Below are 17,250 nucleotides of genomic sequence, written 5' to 3' on the forward strand. Positions count from 1 at the left end.
GCGTTGAAAGGAGGGCGACTCTTTGCGTCGCCCAAAGGAAATGCAGTGCCTCATGATGCCAAATGCATAGCGATCGTCGATGACGACGCCTCGGTCCGCGACGCCACGGGCAGTCTCATCCGGTCGCTCGGCCTCAAGGTTCGCACCTTCTCTTCGGCTGCGGATCTCCTCGCGCTGCCGGATCGGGATGCGATCGACTGCCTGATCACTGATGTCCAGATGGATCCGATCGGCGGGGTGGAACTGTTTCAGCGCCTGCGCGACGAAGGCATCGCCATGCCGGTGATCTTCATCACCGCCTTTCCCGACGCGCGCATTCGCGACCGGATGATGACTGCCGGCGCATTGGGCTTCTTCGCCAAGCCGTTCGACGCGCAGGCTCTGATCGACTGCGTGGAGGCGGCGATCGCGCCATAGGCGCAATCTCGCAAACACGAGAAAGCGGCGCGCCGTCGGCGCACCGCTTCTCCTCATGCCCAGGACGCTCCGCTCCCGGGACATCTCGATCGGCTAGAGGCCGATGACGACCTTGCAGAGCTTGACCAGACCGTCATCGAAGGCGGCAGGGTCGCGCAGGATGGTCGGGCAGCGCTTTTGCGCAGCCTTCATTTCCGAGTGGCTGATGCCGCTGGCGCCGGCATCGCCGGCGAACGAGATCGGGAGCCCGGGCCTGTTGCCGGGGCGGCCCTCATCGCCGTTGCCACGATTATTGACGATGATCGCGCCACCATTGTTGCCGCCGCCATTATTCCCCCCGCCGGCATTGCCGCCACCATGACCGCCGCCGCTGTTGCCGCCCGTCCGGGCGGTTGTCCCGCAGGAGCCGCCGACGCTGAGGCAAAGGTTGAGCAGCGTGGACGGGCTGAGCACGGCGAGCCTGGTGTCGATTGCGCCCTGCACCTGGCTGCGATTGCCATTGCCGCATGTGCTGCCGCCGCCGGCATTGACGCAAAGCCGCGCCAGCTCATCCCGCGAGAGCACCTTGGCCTTGGCGTTGATGTTGCCGATCAGGTTCGACCGAACCCGCGCATTGGCGACCTCCTTCGGGCTGAGCACCTTGGCGGCGACCTTGGTGGTTCCGGCCTTCGGCTGGGCGCAGCTTGCGCCGATGCTGACGCAGGCATTGGCGAGCTGGCGCTTGGACAGGAGACCGAGCCGTGCGTCGATCAGCTTCTCGACCTGCCGCCGCTCGCCGCCACATCGGGGCCCGCCGCCGACATTGAGGCAGAGGCGGACCAGCTCGCTCTTGGTCAAGACAGCAAGCCGCGCATCGATCGCGCCACGCAAGGTCGATCGCGATACGCCTTTGAGCGCGCTGTCGCTGATCGCGCCATCCGATGCGGCGCCCCCGGCATCGCCGGTGCTCGCAAACATGCCGAGCAGTCCGTAGCCTGAATTGCCGGTGCGAGGCGCGCTGCCGCTCGAATTGCTCGCGGAGCCGCCGAGCGTGTTGCCGACGGAGCTGGTGAGCGTATTCACCGTGCCGCCGGCGCCGCTCGCTACCGTGCCGACCGCCGTCCCCGCGCCCGAGGCGACATTTCCAACGGTGTAGCCGACCGAGCCGGCGGCATTGCCGAGCGCATTTCCGGCATTCGTCGTCACCGTGTTGACGCCTGGGCCGGCCGTATTTGTAACGGTGCCAATCGTATTGGCGATGTCGGCGAGCGTATTGCCGAAATTGTTGGTGGGGCCCCCCACCAAGCCGCCGATCAGCCCGTCGGCATGGGCGGCCAGCGGCGCACTGCCGGCCAGGAACAACGCAATTGTCGCCCTTAAAATCAGTTGCATCATCAGCCTCCCAATCAATAGTTCTATTGACCCATCGATATAAGCGCTAACCAATCTGCCCTTTGATTGCCCCAACGTAGCGTGGCGCCAATAGGTTTCGTCGTGAAGTAAAAAAACTGAGAGAAATGCAAATCGGTCAAATAATTGGTTTAGTTACACTGAAATTATTGGTTAAGATTGGATCAATCAGCCCGAGTACTGCGAAATGATCGTTGTGCATCGCAAGAGCCATGCAGATTCCACGCGTCTCCGTGCCGCCGCGGGTTTTGGCCCACGGCGCTGGATTTTTTCGGTGTCGCCTTATGGGCGCGTGGCGATGAGGGCTGTCGATGAGACGATCTCGGTCAGCAGGCCATTCGCGGCAAAGGGTGCCATCTCGACACGGATCGCAGCCGCGAGCTCATCGGCTCGTGCGCCGAGGCGGGCGGGCGCGGTGCTCGACATCGAGTGGGCCCGCAGCACCAGCGTCTCGATATCGATCTGCCGGCGCTCGAACACGGCGATCTGGTCGAGCGAGGCAAAGGGCGAGGCGAGCAGGACCCCTTCATGGCTGACCCAGTCGGCGCGGATCTTCTTCTCGGCCTGGTTGGTGGCAAAGCGCTCGATGATCGCCTGATAGGGTTGGTACCAGCCATTGTCGGGTACGGCGGGGTGGGTATCGCCCATGAGCACCACGGCGCCGCCCGGCTCGGTCATTCCGTCGAGCCGCTTCAGCGTATCGACGCGATCCATCCAGTGAAAGGAACGGCCCATGGTCACGAGGTGGAAGCGGCCGAGCGTCGGGGAGAGATCATAGGAACTGCCTTCGATCCAGTCGATATCGAGACCGGCAGCCTCCGCGCTGTCGCGGGCGATGGCGAGCATGTCCGGTTCCGGATCGAGGCCGACGACCCGCCCGGCATAAGGCGCCAGCGCGATCGCGATCTGGCCGGGGCCGCAGCCGAGATCGAGCACGCCGTGCTGTTGCTCGAGCCCGCACCACGCGGCGAGCCGGCGAAAGAGCCGCGCCGAATAGGCCGGTCGGCCGGCGAGATAGACCGACGCGGCCGATTGAAAGCGGCGGGGGGCAAAGGGAATGACGGCGTCGGATGACACGGATTCAGACGGCATGGCGCTCGCTCGTGCTGGCGGGAGATGGCGGTTCGGCTGGGGACAGTCTAGGCGCCATCCAAGACGCTTTGACAAAGCCGAGCACGACCGTGCTGCGCCGCCACGGCGAATTCGGGGCGGTGAAGCGCATGAGCGCCGAGCGGAGCCTAATGCAGGAGGCTGATCGCAACCCAAGCCAGCACGCCGGAGCCGGCGACGCCAAGCGGAAGCCCGCGGCCGTCGAAAACCAGCAGCGTCTCGCCCGCCACGAGCGCATGGCTCGTCCCGTCGATCGCGACCGTCCACGCGCCGTCGAGCGCCAGAAACACATTGCGGTCCGCAAGCGCGCCGTCCGCCGTCCCGTCCCTGTGGATGGTGAGCTCGGCCTGGGCCGCGCCGCGCGCGACCATGACGTTGAGATCGCGCGAGGCGCCGCGGACATTCTCCGCCCGCGTCGCCCAGTCGCCGGAAAAGCGCACCGGAACCAGCGGTTCGATCGGCGCGATCCGGCCATGCGGTCCGAAATCAAGATCGAAGCCGGCGCCCTCGACCAGCGTCAGGATACGGTCCAGCCCCGGGAAGGGCGAAAAATCACCGTCCTCGTTTACGTCGGCCTTGGAAACCCGCCAGAGCATCGCGCCGGAAGGTTCGTCCTCGCGCGCAATCTCGACCGTGGTGCCGCGGCCGTTGCGCCAGGGCATGACCCGATAGTCGTTCAGGCGAAGATGCCGGATGACCGGCGCCGCGCCGCTCGCGCTCATTTGCCGAGCATGGGCAAGTCGAGGCCCTGCTCGCGGGCGCAGTCGATCGCGATCTCGTAGCCGGCATCGGCATGGCGCATCACGCCGGTCGCGGGATCGTTGGTGAGCACGCGCTTCAGTCGCCGATCGGCATCCTCGGAACCGTCGCAGACGATGACCATGCCGGAATGCTGCGAATAGCCCATGCCGACGCCGCCGCCATGATGCAGCGAGACCCAGGTCGCGCCCGAGGCGCAGTTCAGCAGCGCATTGAGGAGCGGCCAGTCCGAGACGGCATCCGACCCGTCGCGCATCGATTCCGTCTCGCGGTTCGGCGAGGCGACCGAGCCGGAATCGAGATGATCGCGGCCGATGACGATCGGTGCGGAGAGTTCGCCGCTCCTGACCATCGCGTTGAAGGCGAGGCCGAGCAGGGCGCGCTGGCCGAGGCCGACCCAGCAGATGCGGGCCGGCAGGCCCTGGAAGGCGATACGCTCGCGCGCCATGTCGAGCCAGTTGTGCAGATGCGCATTATCGGGGATCAGCTCCTTGACCTTCGCATCTGTCCTGTAAATGTCCTCCGGATTGCCCGAGAGCGCGGCCCAGCGGAACGGCCCGATGCCGCGGCAGAAGAGCGGGCGGATATAGGCCGGCACGAAGCCCGGAAAGTCGAAGGCGTGCAACTCGCCCTCGTCCTTCGCCATCTGGCGGATATTGTTGCCGTAATCGAACACCGGCACGCCCATGGCGTGGTAGTCGAGCATGGCGCGCACATGGGTTTTCATCGAGGCCTTGGCGGCGGCGGTGACGGCCTCGGGTTCGGTCTGTGACCGCGCGCGATAATCTTCCCAGGTCCAGCCGGCCGGCAGATAGCCGTTGAGCGGGTCATGGGCCGAGGTCTGGTCGGTGACGAGATCGGGCCGGATGCCGCGCTTCACCAGCTCGGGCAGGATTTCAGCCGCATTGCCGAGCAGGCCGATCGAGATCGCCTCCTTGTTGGCGCAATGGGTCGCAACCAGCGCCAGCGCGTCGTCGAGCGAGGCGGCCTGCTTGTCGAGATAGCGGGTGCGCAGGCGGAAATCGATGCGCGACTGCTGGCATTCAATGTTGAGCGAGACGGCGCCGGCCATGGTCGCGGCCAGCGGCTGCGCGCCGCCCATGCCGCCGAGGCCGGCGGTCAGCACCCAGCGACCGGCCAGGCTGCCGCCATAATGGCGCCGCCCGGCCTCGACGAAGGTCTCGTAGGTGCCCTGAACGATGCCCTGCGTGCCGATATAGATCCAGGAGCCGGCCGTCATCTGGCCGTACATCATCAGGCCTTCGCGATCGAGCGCGTTGAAATGCTCCCAGTTCGCCCAATGCGGCACGAGGTTCGAATTGGCGATCAGCACGCGCGGCGCGTCGCCATGCGTCTTGAAGACCCCGACCGGCTTGCCGGACTGGACGAGCAGCGTCTCGTCCTCCTCCAGCCGTTCCAGCGTCTTGACGATCATGTCGTAGGAGGCCCAGTCGCGCGCCGCGCGGCCGATGCCGCCATAGACGACGAGTTCCCTCGGATTCTCGGCGACGTCAGGGTCGAGATTGTTCATCAGCATGCGGAGCGGCGCTTCGGTGAGCCAGCTCTTGGCGTTGAGCGTGGTGCCGCGCGGGGCACGGATTTCGACATCGCGATAACGGGAATTGCTGAGCATCATCCGATCTCCTGACTTGCCTATACAAGCTAGGCAACAGTTTGGCGGATTGTCAACGTCAAGCTTGCGGCAGGACTCAGCCCTGGCTCGGCCTCTGGCGGCTGCGCAGCCGATAGCGCCCGCCGGGGATCAGCAGGCGGACGGCGGTGACGACGCGCTCGCCGACGAAGGTGCGCCTGCGGATCAGCATGCACGGGTCGGTGCGGCTCATGGCGAGCAGGCGTGCTTCCCATGCCGCCGGCAGCACGGCCTCGATCTCGTGCTCCGCCTCCGTCCAGGCGACGACCTCGCTCAGGAAGCGGTTCGGCGTGATCTGCGTGAAGTCCTGGCGGATATAGTCCGGCGCGATCCCGGTATTGACATAGCGGTCCTCGAGCTGGACCGGGATCTCGTTTTCGAGATGCACGATGATCGAGTGATAGACCGGCTCGCCCACGTCGATATCGAGCGATTCCGCGATTTCCGGTGATGCGCGCAGCGTGTCGAGCACGATGATCCTGGCCGAATGCTGGTGGCCGCGCTCGGCGATCTCGTCGGCGATGTTGCGCACCTCGACGATGCTCGACTGCCCCTTGCCCTCCGCGACGAACGAGCCGAGACCCTGAACGCGCACGATGATGCCTTCGAGCGAGAGCTCCCGCAGCGCGCGATTGACCGTCATGCGGCTGACGCCGAGCTCGCTCACCAACTCGTTTTCGGAGGGGATGCGATGGCGCGGCGGCCAGTCGCCGTTTTGGATCCGGCCGAGGATCATCTGCTTGACGCCGGCATAGAGCGGCGCCGTTCCGGCCCGCTCGGGGGCGGCGCTGTCGCCCTGATCCGTTCTGCTCACTTCTTCATCACTCCGGCCGTCTGAATAATTGGCAGTCAAGAACGCTTGCGTCCAGCCTGATTTTGAATATCATACTTGTATGTACAGGTGATGGTGCCTTGAACAGATGAATCAGTCTAGTCCCCGATCCATCTTCGCCGAAAGGGCGCTCCTGCCGGAAGGCTGGGCGGTGAATGTCCGTATCGACATTGCCGCCGATGGATCGATCGGCGCCATCGCCGTCGACGCCGCGCCCGAGGGCAGCGAGATCGCCGCCGGCCCTGTCATCCCCGCTATGCCGAACCTGCATTCGCACGCCTTCCAGCGCGCCATGGCCGGACTCGCCGAGATCGCGGGTTCGGGAGAGGACAGTTTCTGGACCTGGCGGGAGGAGATGTACCGGACCGTCGGCCTGCTCTCGCCCGAGGATGTCGAGGCGGTCGCGACCCGGCTCTATGTCGACATGATGAAGGGCGGCTATGGCGCCGTCGCCGAGTTCCATTATCTCCATCACGATGCGTCCGGAAGCGCCCATGCCGATCCGTCGGAGATGTCGCGGCGCATCCTGGCTGCGGCTTCGACGAGTGGCATCGGCCTGACGCTGCTTCCCGTCTTCTATGCCCATGCCAATTTCGGCGGTGCGCCGCCGAGCCCCGGCCAGCGCCGTTTCGTCCATGATGTCGACGGCTTCCTGGCCTTGATCGAGGCGCTCCGCCCGGCCGCATCCGAAACGGGCGCGACGCTCGGCTGCGCCTTCCATTCGCTCCGTGCCGCGATGCCCGAGGAGATGCGCGCGATCCTCGGCGGACTTCCGGCATCCGGCCCGATCCATATCCATGTGGCCGAGCAGCAGCGCGAGGTCGATGATTGTCTGGCCTGGAGCGGCCGTCGTCCGGTCGCATGGCTGCTCGACGAGATGCCGGTCGATCATCGCTGGTGCGCGATCCATGCGACCCACATGAATGATGACGAGACGCGGCGCCTCGCCGCGAGCGGCGCGGTTGCGGGCCTCTGCCCGGTGACCGAGGCCAATCTCGGCGACGGCATCTTTCCGGCCGTTGCCTATCAGGCGGCCGGCGGGCGCTTCGGCATCGGCTCCGACAGCGAGGTCTCCACCAGCGTCGCGGAAGAATTGCGCCTGCTCGAATATGGCCAGAGACTCCGTGACCAGCGCAGGAATAGGCTGGCGCGCGGGCCGGGCCGTTCGGTCGGGCGCGATCTCTTCGATGCGGCCTGTGCCGGCGGCGCGCAGGCGCTCGGACAGAAGATCGGGGCGATCGAGCCGGGCAGGGCGGCGAGCCTCGTCGTGCTCGATGGCGCCGACGCGTTCATCGCGGCGGCGACGGGCGATCAGGTGATCGATCGCTTCCTGTTCGCGCTCGGCGATCGCGCCGTTCGCGATGTGATGGTTGCGGGAACATGGCAGATCCGGAACGGGCGCCATGAACGGGACGAAGAGATTGACCGCGCCTTTGCCGGCGCGGTTCGAAGACTGGCGCAGGGCTGAAGGCCCGGCCGAACAGAGGGGAATTCATCATGAAAGTCACGAAGCTGATCCTTGCCGGCGCCCTGGCGCTCGCGGCCTTCGCCGGTGCTCCGGCGCAGGCGAAGGAATGGAAGACCGTCACCATCGCGCTCGAGGGCGCCTATGCGCCCTGGAACCTGACCAACCCCGACGGCACGCTCGGCGGTTTCGAGCCCGAACTCGCCAAGTATCTCTGCGAGCATGCCAAGGTCGAGTGCAAGCTGATCACCCAGGATTGGGACGGCATGATCTCGGCGCTGAACGCCGGCAAGTTCGACATCATCATGGATGCGCTGTCGATCACGCCGGAGCGCAAGGAAGTCATCGCCTTCACCGTGCCTTATGCGGCGACGCCCGCCGCCTTCGCGACGCTGAAGGACAGCCCGCTCGCCAACCTCGCCGGCACCGGCACGACGATCAAGCTGACGGCCGACGTGGCCGAGCAGAAGAAGGCCGTCGAGGCGCTGCGCACGGCGCTGACCGGCAAGACCATCGGCATCCAGGCCGCGACCGTCTATGCCAAGTTCATCTATGACAATTTCGGCGATGTCGCGACGGTGCGCGAATACAAGACCTCGGCGGATCGCGATCTCGACGTGGTGGCCGGCCGCATCGACGTCGCCTTCGACGACGGCGTCTACCTGATCTCGGCCTTCGCCAACCCCGACACGGCCGATCTCGCCTTCACCGGCCCGGAAATCGCCGGCTCGATCTGGGGCGAGGGCGAAGGCCTCGGCCTGCGCAAGGAAGACACCGAGCTGAAGGCCAAGTTCGACGAGGCGATCAAATCCGCGCTCGCCGACGGCACGGTCAAGACGCTGTCGCTGAAGTGGTTCAAGGTCGACGTCGCCCCGTAAGGCGGCACTGCAGTCCGCGCGGCTCCGGCCAGCTTGAGACTTCGTCGTCTTCCGTCATCCCGGGCGAGGCGCAGCCGAGACCCGGGATCCATTCGGCCTGAGCCCCGATCATCTGCGCCCCGGGCTGTATGGATCCCCGCTTTCGCGGTGATGACGGAAAGTGGGGGCGGGGATGACGGCAAGTGGGGGCGGAGATGACGAAAAACGGGGCGCAGCGGAAAGCGAGGACGGGGCGGGAAGCCGGGCGGGGGCGGGACGTCAGTCCGCCGGCAGCCGGAGGGCCGAGCGTCCTCCGCCCGTCCGTCCGCCGCCCGTCCGTCCGCCGAACACCATCCTCTCCCAACTCACCGAGGAGCGTCTTGCATGGCCTTCATTGAAACGCTCGGTTTCGGTTCGACCGGCTGGGGCGGCCTGCTCCTGATCGGCGCGCTGACCACGCTCGCCGTGACGCTCGCATCGCTTGGCGTCGGCGCCGTGCTCGGCACGCTCGTTGCCTGGGCCAAGCTTTCCGGCAATCGCATCGCGGGTTTCGTGGGCGATGCCTATACGACGATCTTCCGCGGCGTGCCGGAATTGCTCGTCATCTATCTCGTCTATTTCGGCGGTTCGCATGCCGTCACCTCCGCCGGCAAGGCGCTGGGCTTCGAGGGGTTTCTCGGGCTTCCCTCCTTCCTTGCCGGCGCGATCGCCGTCGGCGTGATTTCGGGCGCGTACCAGGCCGAGGTCTATCGCGGCGCCTTCCTCGCCGTGCTGCCGGGCGAGATCGAGGCGGCGCGCGCGATCGGCATGCCGCGCTTGCTGCGCTTTCGCCGCATCATCGTACCGCAGATCCTGCGCTTCGCGCTGCCGGGCCTCGGCAATGTCTGGCAGTTGAGCCTGAAGGATTCCGCGCTCGTCTCGGTAACGGGCCTTGCAGAGCTGATGCGCACCTCGCAGGTCGCCGCCGGTTCGACGCGCCAGTATTTCCTGTTCTACATCGTCGGTGGCTGTCTCTATCTCGTGCTGACCAGCTTCTCCGATCGCGCCTTCGGCGCTGCGGAAGCCCATACCGGCAAGAGCTTTCGCCGCGGCCTCGGGCGGGCGTGAGGGCAGGCCATGGATTTTCCCTTTCTCATCGACACGCTCGGCAAGCTGATGGCGGCCCTGCCGACCACGCTCGGCCTGTTCTCGCTCTCGGTCACGATTGGCGGCCTGCTGGCGATCGGCATCGTATGGATGCGCGTCAGCGGCCATTTCGTGCTGGAGCGCTTCGCGCGGGCCTATGTCTTCGTCTTTCGCGGCTCGCCGCTGCTGATCCAGATGTTCCTGGTCTATTACGGCCTCGGCCAGTTTCCGGCCGTTCGCCACAGCCTGTTCTGGCCGCTGCTGCGCGAGCCCTTCGCCTGCGCCGTGATCTCGCTCGCGCTCTGCACGGCCGGCTATACGGCGGAGATCTTCCGGGGCGGCCTGCTCGCCGTGCCGGCCCGCGAGGTCGAGGCGGCGCGGGCGACCGGCATGTCCGGCTTCCTGCTGCTGCGCCGGATCATCGCGCCGATCGCGCTCCGCCAGGCGCTGCCATCCTATTCGACCGAGATCGTGCTGATGGTGAAGTCGACAGCGCTGGCGAGCCTCGTCACCGTCTGGGAGGTGACAGGCGTGGCGCAGCGCATCATCTCGCAGACCTATCGCACGATGGAAGTCTTCCTCTGCGCGGCCGCGATCTATCTCGTGCTCAACTTCATCATCGTCCGCCTGATCGGGCTCTGGGAACATCGCCTGTCGCGCCATCGTCGCGGTATGCCGGTATCGAGCCTGTCCAAGCCGCTTCAAGCCGGCGGAAACCTCGGAGACGCCTCATGACCGCTACGCCTCCGACCGCCCTGACCGTCAGGGATCTGCGCAAGAGCTTCGGCGATCTGCCGGTGCTGAAGGGCATCTCGCTCGATGCCCGCGAGGGCGACGTCATCTCGATCCTCGGCGCCAGCGGCTCCGGCAAGAGCACGTTCCTGCGCTGCATCAACCTGCTGGAAACGCCCGATTCCGGCGAGATCACCGTCGCGGGCGAGACGATCGCGATGAGAAGGCGCCGCGATGGGCACATGGAGCCCAGCGATCGCAAGCAGGTTGATCGCATCCGTTCCGAACTCGGCATGGTGTTCCAGAATTTCAATCTCTGGTCCCACATGACCATCCTCGAAAACCTGATCGAGGGGCCGATCCATGTGCTGAAGCGGTCCCGCGCCGAGGCGATCGCAGAGGCCGAGGTGCTGCTGGAAAAGGTCGGCATTGCCGATAAGCGCCATCATTATCCGGCACTGCTCTCGGGCGGACAGCAGCAGCGCGCCGCGATCGCCCGCGCGCTCGCCATGCGGCCCAAGGTAATGCTGTTCGACGAGCCCACCTCGGCGCTCGATCCCGAACTCGTCGGTGAGGTGCTGCGGGTTATGCGCGCGCTTGCCGAAGAAGGCCGCACCATGCTGGTCGTGACGCATGAGATGGGCTTTGCCCGCAATGTCTCGAACAAGGTCATGTTCCTGCATCAGGGGCTCGTCGAGGCGGAAGGCTCGCCTGGCGAGGTGTTCGACGAGCTGAAATCGGATCGCTTCCGCCAGTTCATTTCGGGCTTCAAGAAGTAGGCATCATGCGGACCATTCTCCTCGACCAGCCGCTCGGCTGGCGCGATATCGCCGCCATTGCCGAGGGCGCGGACATCCTGCTCGCCGATCCGGCCCGCCAGCGGATCGCCACGGCGCGCGCCATCGTCGAGACCATCGTCGCGCGCGGCATTCGCGCCTATGGCGTCAATACCGGCGTCGGGGCGCTCAGCGATGTCGCCGTCGATCGCGATCATCAGCGCCAGCTCTCGCGCAATCTGCTGATGAGCCATGCCTGTGGCGTCGGCGAGCGGCTCGGGGCGCGCGAGGTTCGCGCCATCATCGCGGCGCAGGTCAACAATTATGCTCATGGCCATTCCGGCGTGCGGCCGGCGGTGGTCGATGGGCTGATCGCGCTGCTCCAGCATGATTGCATCCCCGATGTTCCCGCGCGCGGTTCGGTCGGCTACCTCACGCATATGGCCCATATCGCGCTGGTGCTGATCGGCGAGGGCAGGGCGCATCTCGGTGGCGAGGCGCTCAGCGGTGCCGAGGCGCTGGCGCGGATCGGTATCGAGCCGCTGGTGCTGGAGGCGAAGGAAGGCCTCAGCCTCGTCAATGGCACGCCCTGCGCGACGGGCCTTGCGTCGCTCGCGCTTGCTCGCTCGGAGCGCCTGCTCGATTGGGCCGATGCAACTGCGGCCATGAGCTTCGAGAATCTTCACGGCCAGCCCAACGCCTTCGACGCGGTGCCGCTGGCGCTCCGCGTCTCGGCCGGCCTCGCCGAAACGGGACGGAACCTGCGGGAGCGGCTGGCGGGCAGCGAGATCCTCGCCGCGACGGCCGGCGCGCGCACGCAGGATGCGCTCAGCCTGCGCGCGGTGCCACATGTCCACGGCGCCGCCCGCGACAGTCTCGCCCATGTGGGACGCGCCATCGACCAGGAACTCGCCTCGGTGACGGATAATCCCGCCATCGCCGGAACGCCCGAGGCGCCGCTGGTCTATTCCGAGGCCCATGCGGTCAGTCCCGCGCTCGGCCTTGCCATGGACAGCCTCGGCATCGCCGTCGCAGAAGTGGCCGCCATGGCGGAGCGCCGGCTCGACCGCCTCGTCAATCCGCTGGTGAGCGGCCTGCCGGCCTTTCTCGCCGGCAATAGCGGCGTCGGCTCCGGCTTCATGATCGCGCAATATACCGCTGTCGCGCTCGTCAACGAGAACCGACGCCTGGCGGCACCGGCGAGCCTCGATGGCGGCATCACCTCGGCGCTGCAGGAAGATCATTTGAGCCATGCGACGCCGGCCGCGACCAAGGCGCTGGCGATCCTCGACAATGCCGAGGCGATCGTCGCGATCGAGCTGATGGCCGCCGCGCAGGCCTATGAATTCCAGGAACCGGCGCTGAAGCGCGCGCCGGGCACGGATGGGCTCTACCGCGCGGTCCGCGCCATCCTGCCGCCCTATGCCGATGACCGTCCGCTGGCCGACGACATGGCCAAGGCGCGCGCGCTGATCCGCCAGGCGCGCCCTGCCGCCGCCCCGCCCTTGGCTGCATCCTGAGGACATCATGGAAACGCTCTATCGTAACGCCCGCATCGCGACGCTCGCGCCCTTTGCCGAAGGGCTCGGCATCATCGAGCATGGCGCGATCCTCCTCTCCGGCGAGCGCATCGCCTGGGTCGGGCCGATGGAGGACCTGCCGACGGGCATCAATCCAGCCCGTTCGATCAATCTGGAGGATCGCTGGGTTACGCCTGGCCTGATCGATTGCCATACCCATCTCGTCTTTGGCGGCGACCGCGCGCAGGAGTTCGAGATGCGCCTCGCCGGCGCCAGCTATGAGGAGATCGCGCGCGCCGGCGGCGGCATCGTCTCGTCGGTGCGGGCGACGCGGGCGGCAAGCGAGGATGAACTCGTCGCCGCCGCGCTCCGCCGCCTCGATGCGCTGATCGCGGAAGGCGTCACCACGATCGAGGTCAAATCCGGCTATGGCCTCGATATCGAGACCGAGCGCCGCCTGCTCGCCGCCGCGCGCCGGCTCGGCCGGGAGCGCGACGTCACGGTGCTGGCGACGTTCCTTGCGCTGCATGCCCTGCCGCCCGAGGCGCGGGACGATCGCGCCGGCTTCGTGCGCATGATGTGCGATGAGGCGCTGCCGGCCTTCGCCGCTGACGGCCTCGTCGATGCGGTCGATGCGTTCTGCGAAGGCATCGCCTTTTCGCCGGAGGAGACCGCGCGGCTCTTCACGGCCGCGCGCGCCCTCGGCCTGCCGGTCAAGCTGCATGCCGACCAGCTTTCCAACCTGCATGGCGCTCGGCTCGCGGCAGAATTTGGCGCGCTTTCGGCCGATCATCTTGAACACACCGACGCCGACGGCGCGGCCGCCATGGCCGCTGCCGGCACCGTCGCCGTGCTGCTTCCCGGCGCGTTCTATTTCCTGCGCGAGACGGTGAAGCCGCCAGTCGAGGCGTTTCGCGCGCACGGCACGCGGATGGCGATCGCGACCGACTGCAATCCGGGAACCTCGCCGGTCACCTCGCTGCTGACGATCATGAACATGGCCGCGACGCTCTTCCGCCTGACCGTCGACGAATGCATCGCCGGCGTCACGCGCGAGGCGGCGCGGGCGCTCGGCAAGCTCGGCGAAACCGGGACGATCGAGCCCGGCAAATTTGGCGACTTGGCGATCTGGGACATAGAGCGCCCGGCCGAGCTCGTCTACCGCGTGGGGTTCAACCCGCTGCACAAGAGAATCCGGAGGGGACGATGAAAGAGCTGATGACACTGGAGCCGGGGGCGGTTTCGCTCGCCGCATGGCGCAGCATCTATTTTGGCGCCGAGGCCGTGCTTGATCCGTCCTGCCGACCGGTGGTCGAGGCGAGCGCCGCCACGGTCGAGGCGATCATCGCCAAGGGTGAGCCCGTCTATGGCATCAATACCGGCTTCGGCAAGCTCGCCAGCGTGCGCATCCAGGACGCCGATCTCGCGACCTTGCAGCGCAATCTCGTGCTGTCGCATGCGGCCGGCGTGGGCGAGGCCCTGCCGGTGCCGATCGTGCGCCTGATCATGGCGCTGAAGCTCGCGAGCCTGGCGCAGGGCGCCTCGGGCGTGCGCTGGTCGACGATCGTTCATCTCACGCAATGTCTGGAGCGCGGTCTCGTCCCGGTGGTCCCCGGGCAGGGCTCCGTCGGCGCCTCGGGCGATCTCGCGCCGCTCGCGCACATGACCGCCGCGCTGATCGGCGAAGGCGCCTTCATCGTCGATGGCGTGACGCTGCCGGCCGGAGAAGCGCTGGCGGCGGCCGGCATGGAGCCGCTGGTGCTCGGGCCGAAAGAAGGGCTCGCGCTGTTGAACGGCACGCAGGTCTCGACCGGCCTGGCGTTCGCCGGCCTGTTCGAGGCGGAGCGCGTGTTCCAGGCGGCGCTCGTCACCGGCGCACTTTCGACCGATGCGGCGCGCGGCTCTGATGGGCCGTTCGATGCCCGCGTCCACGCCGTCCGCCGGCATCGCGGCCAGACCGAGGTCGCGGCGACGCTGCGGGCGCTGATGGCCGGCAGTGCGATCCGCGCCTCGCATCTCCTGGGCGATGAGCGCGTGCAGGATCCCTATTGCCTGCGCTGCCAGCCGCAGGTGATGGGGGCCTGCCTCGATATATTGCGGCAGGCCGGCCACACGTTGCTGATCGAGGCGAATGGCGTGTCCGACAATCCGCTCGTCTTCGCGGCCGAGGGCGAGGTGATCTCCGGCGGCAATTTCCACGCCGAGCCGGTGGCCTTCGCCGCCGACATGATCGCCATGGCGATCTGCGAGATCGGTTCGCTCACGGAGAGGCGGCTCGCCATGCTGGTCGATCCCGTACTCTCTGGCCTGCCGGCCTTCCTCGCGCCGAAGCCGGGCCTGAATTCCGGCTTCATGATCCCGCAGGTGACGGCGGCCGCGCTCGTCTCGGAGAACAAGCAGCGCGCCTATCCCGCCAGCGTCGATTCGATCCCGACTTCCGCCAATCAGGAGGATCACGTCTCGATGGCGGCGCATGGCGCGCGGCGGCTGCTGCCGATGGCGGAGAACGCCGCGAACGTGGTCGGCATCGAATTGCTGGCGGCCGCGCAGGGCTGCGATTTCCACGCGCCGACGCGTTCGAGCGCCGCGCTCGAGCGGGTCCGTGCGCGACTGCGCGACGATGTCGCCCATCTCGCCGATGATCGCTTCTTCGCTCCCGATCTCGCCGCCGCCACCGCGCTGGTGCGGTCCGGCGTTATCGCCGCGACGGCCGGTGCCGACCTGCTGCCCGATCTGGCCGAGGCCGCATGATGAACGCGACTGAAGAGACAATCGACTGGCTCACGATCCGGCGTGGCGCGGCGCCGCTGCTGGTGAGCCTGCCGCATACCGGAACGACGCTTCCCGACGCGGTCGCCGCACGGTTGCTGTCGCGCTCGCGCGCGCTCAAGGACACGGACTGGTGGATCGACCGGCTTTATGATTTCGCCGCCGCGCTCGACGCCACCATCGTGCATACGGCGATTTCGCGCACCGTGATCGACGTGAACCGCGACCCTTCGGGCGCCTCGCTCTATCCCGGCCAGGCGACGACGGGGCTTTGCCCGACGACGACCTTCGACGGCGATCCGCTCTACCACGCCGGTCAGGAGCCCGATCAGGCCGAGATCGAGCGTCGTCGCGACGCCTATTTCGCGCCCTATCATGCGGCGCTCGCGTCCGAGATCGCGCGGCTGCGCGGAAGCCATGAGCGCATCGTCGTCTATGATTGCCACTCGATCCGGTCCGAGGTGCCGCGCCTCTTCGAAGGCACGCTGCCGAATTTCAACATCGGCACCAATGACGGGCGGAGCGCTGCACCTGAATTGACGGCGCTGGCGGAGGCGATCTGCGACGCATCGGGTTTCTCGCGCGTCACCAATGGCCGCTTCAAGGGCGGCTGGATCACGCGGAGCCTCGGCGATCCGGCAGGAGGCGTCCACGCCATCCAGATGGAGCTCGCCTGCCGCGGCTATATGGACGAGCTTGCCGGCGACGAGCCCGCTCCCTATGACGCGGACCGCGCCGCGCCGATGCGGGCGGTGCTGGTCGAACTTCTCACGGCCCTGAAGGACTGGGCCGGGCGCTGAAGCGTCCCCGGCCGCGAGGCGGCTCAGCCCTCGCTGGCTTCGTGGATGACGATACGATCGCGCCCGGCCGCCTTGGCGCGGAAGAGCGCGAGATCGGCCGCGTTGATCAGTTCGTCGGGCATGCCGTCCGCCTCGGGCGTCGTCGTGGCGACCCCGATGCTGACGGTCAGGCGTTCCGTTCCGTGCTGGATATCGAGCGCATGCACCTCGCGCAGCAGCCGCTCCGCAACCTGATGGGCGCCGGCGGCCGTAACGTCGTTCAGGATCACGACGAATTCCTCGCCGCCAAAGCGCGCGGCGAGATCGCTCGAGCGGATCACGCCGTCCTTCAGCACATGGGCGACCTGCTTCAGCACTTCGTCGCCGGCCAGATGGCCATAGGCGTCGTTGTAGCGCTTGAAATTGTCGACATCGATCATGAGCACGGAAATCGGGCTGCCCGAGCGCAGCGCGCGCTTCCACTCGGCCGCGATGTATTCGTCGAAATAGCGCCGGTTGCCGAGGCCGGTCAGCCCGTCGATCCGGGTCAGCCGCTCCAGCTCGATATTGGCCCGCATCAATTCGCGCTGGCTCTCGCGCAGCGCGCGATAGGCCTGGTCGCGCTGGAGGTGATCGAGATAGGCGCGCGTGTGATAGCGGATGCGCGCGATCAGCTCGATGCGGTCCGGCAGCTTGACGAGATAGTCGTTGGCGCCCGCCTGGAACGCCGCGCTCTTGGTCGCCGGATCGTCCTTGGTCGAGAGGACGATGACCGGCACGGTGTGCGTCGCCTCTTGCGCGCGATACTGGCGAACCAGATCCAGCCCGTCGACGCCGGGCATGACGAGGTCCTGCAGGATGACCGTGGGCTTCACTTCCTGGGCCACGCGAAGCGCATCGAGCGGCTCGGTGCAATAATGAAAATCGAGGTCCGACTGGTTGGCGAGCGCGCGACGCACGGCCTCGCAGACCATCACCTGGTCGTCGATCAGCAGCACCATGGAGAGATAATTATCGGCGGGAGGCGGCACGGCGGTGTCACTCGAATCGGACGCACTGGTCATGGGGG

At 67.0% G+C, this 17,250-nt stretch carries 16 protein-coding genes; 10 read left to right on the forward strand and 6 right to left on the reverse strand.

The window, feature by feature from the left end; all coding sequences use genetic code 11:
• The first annotated feature begins 45 nt into the window (after positions 1–45).
• Positions 46–417, forward strand: a complete 372-nt coding sequence (locus QO014_RS01035; RefSeq protein ID WP_266346794.1) for a response regulator transcription factor — start codon at positions 46–48, stop codon at positions 415–417.
• 93 nt (positions 418–510) lie between these two features.
• Here QO014_RS01035 and QO014_RS01040 read toward each other — a convergent pair whose 3' ends face one another.
• From QO014_RS01040 to hutC, 5 genes are all read right to left on the reverse strand, one after another.
• Positions 511–1,791 (reverse strand): hypothetical protein, encoded by a 1,281-nt coding sequence (locus QO014_RS01040; RefSeq protein WP_266346795.1) that lies wholly within the window; start codon positions 1,789–1,791, stop codon positions 511–513.
• Between the two features lie 297 nt (positions 1,792–2,088).
• Complete coding sequence (locus QO014_RS01045; RefSeq protein WP_266346797.1) at positions 2,089–2,898, reverse strand: class I SAM-dependent methyltransferase; 810 nt, start codon at positions 2,896–2,898, stop codon at positions 2,089–2,091.
• Between the two features lie 146 nt (positions 2,899–3,044).
• Positions 3,045–3,638, reverse strand: a complete 594-nt coding sequence (locus QO014_RS01050) for a HutD/Ves family protein (RefSeq protein WP_266346798.1) — start codon at positions 3,636–3,638, stop codon at positions 3,045–3,047.
• Entirely contained in the window at positions 3,635–5,308 is a 1,674-nt protein-coding gene (gene hutU, locus QO014_RS01055; protein ID WP_370877103.1) for a urocanate hydratase, read from the reverse strand. The genes QO014_RS01050 and hutU overlap by 4 nt, the downstream gene beginning before the upstream one ends.
• Positions 5,309–5,384: 76 nt before the next feature.
• Positions 5,385–6,140 (reverse strand): histidine utilization transcriptional repressor HutC, encoded by a 756-nt coding sequence (gene hutC, locus QO014_RS01060; RefSeq protein ID WP_266346800.1) that lies wholly within the window; start codon positions 6,138–6,140, stop codon positions 5,385–5,387.
• A gap of 106 nt (positions 6,141–6,246) precedes the next feature.
• On the opposite strand from hutC, the gene hutF reads away from it, so the two are divergent.
• The 9 genes from hutF (at position 6,247) to hutG (ending at position 16,202) form a co-directional block, all read left to right on the forward strand.
• Complete coding sequence (gene hutF / locus QO014_RS01065) at positions 6,247–7,626, forward strand: formimidoylglutamate deiminase (protein WP_266346801.1); 1,380 nt, start codon at positions 6,247–6,249, stop codon at positions 7,624–7,626.
• A 29-nt stretch (positions 7,627–7,655) separates the two neighbouring features.
• Positions 7,656–8,501 (forward strand): transporter substrate-binding domain-containing protein, encoded by an 846-nt coding sequence (locus QO014_RS01070; protein WP_266346802.1) that lies wholly within the window; start codon positions 7,656–7,658, stop codon positions 8,499–8,501.
• A gap of 363 nt (positions 8,502–8,864) precedes the next feature.
• Entirely contained in the window at positions 8,865–9,587 is a 723-nt protein-coding gene (locus QO014_RS01075) for an ABC transporter permease (protein WP_266346803.1), read from the forward strand.
• Positions 9,588–9,596: 9 nt separating this feature from the next.
• A complete protein-coding gene (locus tag QO014_RS01080) occupies positions 9,597–10,340 on the forward strand; it encodes an ABC transporter permease (protein WP_266346804.1) in 744 nt (247 codons plus the stop codon).
• Positions 10,337–11,116, forward strand: coding sequence for an ABC transporter ATP-binding protein (locus QO014_RS01085; RefSeq protein WP_266346805.1), 780 nt, complete (start codon positions 10,337–10,339; stop codon positions 11,114–11,116). The genes QO014_RS01080 and QO014_RS01085 overlap by 4 nt, the downstream gene beginning before the upstream one ends.
• A 2-nt stretch (positions 11,117–11,118) precedes the next feature.
• A complete protein-coding gene (locus QO014_RS01090) occupies positions 11,119–12,633 on the forward strand; it encodes an HAL/PAL/TAL family ammonia-lyase (protein ID WP_266347753.1) in 1,515 nt (504 codons plus the stop codon).
• A gap of 7 nt (positions 12,634–12,640) precedes the next feature.
• Positions 12,641–13,843: an imidazolonepropionase gene (hutI, locus tag QO014_RS01095; protein WP_266346806.1), complete on the forward strand. Its 1,203-nt coding sequence runs from the start codon at positions 12,641–12,643 to the stop codon at positions 13,841–13,843.
• A complete protein-coding gene (gene hutH, locus QO014_RS01100) occupies positions 13,840–15,384 on the forward strand; it encodes a histidine ammonia-lyase (protein ID WP_266346807.1) in 1,545 nt (514 codons plus the stop codon). The genes hutI and hutH overlap by 4 nt, the downstream gene beginning before the upstream one ends.
• On the forward strand, positions 15,381–16,202 hold the full coding sequence (gene hutG, locus QO014_RS01105) for an N-formylglutamate deformylase (protein WP_370877051.1): 822 nt from the start codon (positions 15,381–15,383) through the stop codon (positions 16,200–16,202). The genes hutH and hutG overlap by 4 nt, the downstream gene beginning before the upstream one ends.
• A gap of 23 nt (positions 16,203–16,225) precedes the next feature.
• Here hutG and QO014_RS01110 read toward each other — a convergent pair whose 3' ends face one another.
• Positions 16,226–17,245, reverse strand: coding sequence for a diguanylate cyclase (locus tag QO014_RS01110; RefSeq protein ID WP_266346808.1), 1,020 nt, complete (start codon positions 17,243–17,245; stop codon positions 16,226–16,228).
• Between the last annotated feature and the right edge of the window lie 5 nt (positions 17,246–17,250).

Source organism: Kaistia dalseonensis (assembly GCF_030814715.1).
Taxonomy (GTDB): Bacteria; Pseudomonadota; Alphaproteobacteria; order Rhizobiales; family Kaistiaceae; genus Kaistia; species Kaistia dalseonensis.

What these genes read in the sequence shown, in the direction of transcription:
- QO014_RS01040 (WP_266346795.1), bottom strand. Translation starts at nt 1,791, where the DNA reads ATGATGCAACTGATTTTAAGGGCGACAATTGCGTTGTTCCTGGCCGGC.
- QO014_RS01045 (WP_266346797.1), bottom strand. Translation starts at nt 2,898, where the DNA reads ATGCCGTCTGAATCCGTGTCATCCGACGCCGTCATTCCCTTTGCCCCC.
- QO014_RS01050 (WP_266346798.1), bottom strand. Translation starts at nt 3,638, where the DNA reads ATGAGCGCGAGCGGCGCGGCGCCGGTCATCCGGCATCTTCGCCTGAAC.
- hutU (WP_370877103.1), bottom strand. Translation starts at nt 5,308, where the DNA reads ATGCTCAGCAATTCCCGTTATCGCGATGTCGAAATCCGTGCCCCGCGC.
- hutF (WP_266346801.1), top strand. Translation starts at nt 6,247, where the DNA reads ATGAATCAGTCTAGTCCCCGATCCATCTTCGCCGAAAGGGCGCTCCTG.
- QO014_RS01070 (WP_266346802.1), top strand. Translation starts at nt 7,656, where the DNA reads ATGAAAGTCACGAAGCTGATCCTTGCCGGCGCCCTGGCGCTCGCGGCC.
- QO014_RS01075 (WP_266346803.1), top strand. Translation starts at nt 8,865, where the DNA reads ATGGCCTTCATTGAAACGCTCGGTTTCGGTTCGACCGGCTGGGGCGGC.
- QO014_RS01080 (WP_266346804.1), top strand. Translation starts at nt 9,597, where the DNA reads ATGGATTTTCCCTTTCTCATCGACACGCTCGGCAAGCTGATGGCGGCC.
- QO014_RS01085 (WP_266346805.1), top strand. Translation starts at nt 10,337, where the DNA reads ATGACCGCTACGCCTCCGACCGCCCTGACCGTCAGGGATCTGCGCAAG.
- hutI (WP_266346806.1), top strand. Translation starts at nt 12,641, where the DNA reads ATGGAAACGCTCTATCGTAACGCCCGCATCGCGACGCTCGCGCCCTTT.
- hutH (WP_266346807.1), top strand. Translation starts at nt 13,840, where the DNA reads ATGAAAGAGCTGATGACACTGGAGCCGGGGGCGGTTTCGCTCGCCGCA.
- hutG (WP_370877051.1), top strand. Translation starts at nt 15,381, where the DNA reads ATGATGAACGCGACTGAAGAGACAATCGACTGGCTCACGATCCGGCGT.
- QO014_RS01110 (WP_266346808.1), bottom strand. Translation starts at nt 17,245, where the DNA reads ATGACCAGTGCGTCCGATTCGAGTGACACCGCCGTGCCGCCTCCCGCC.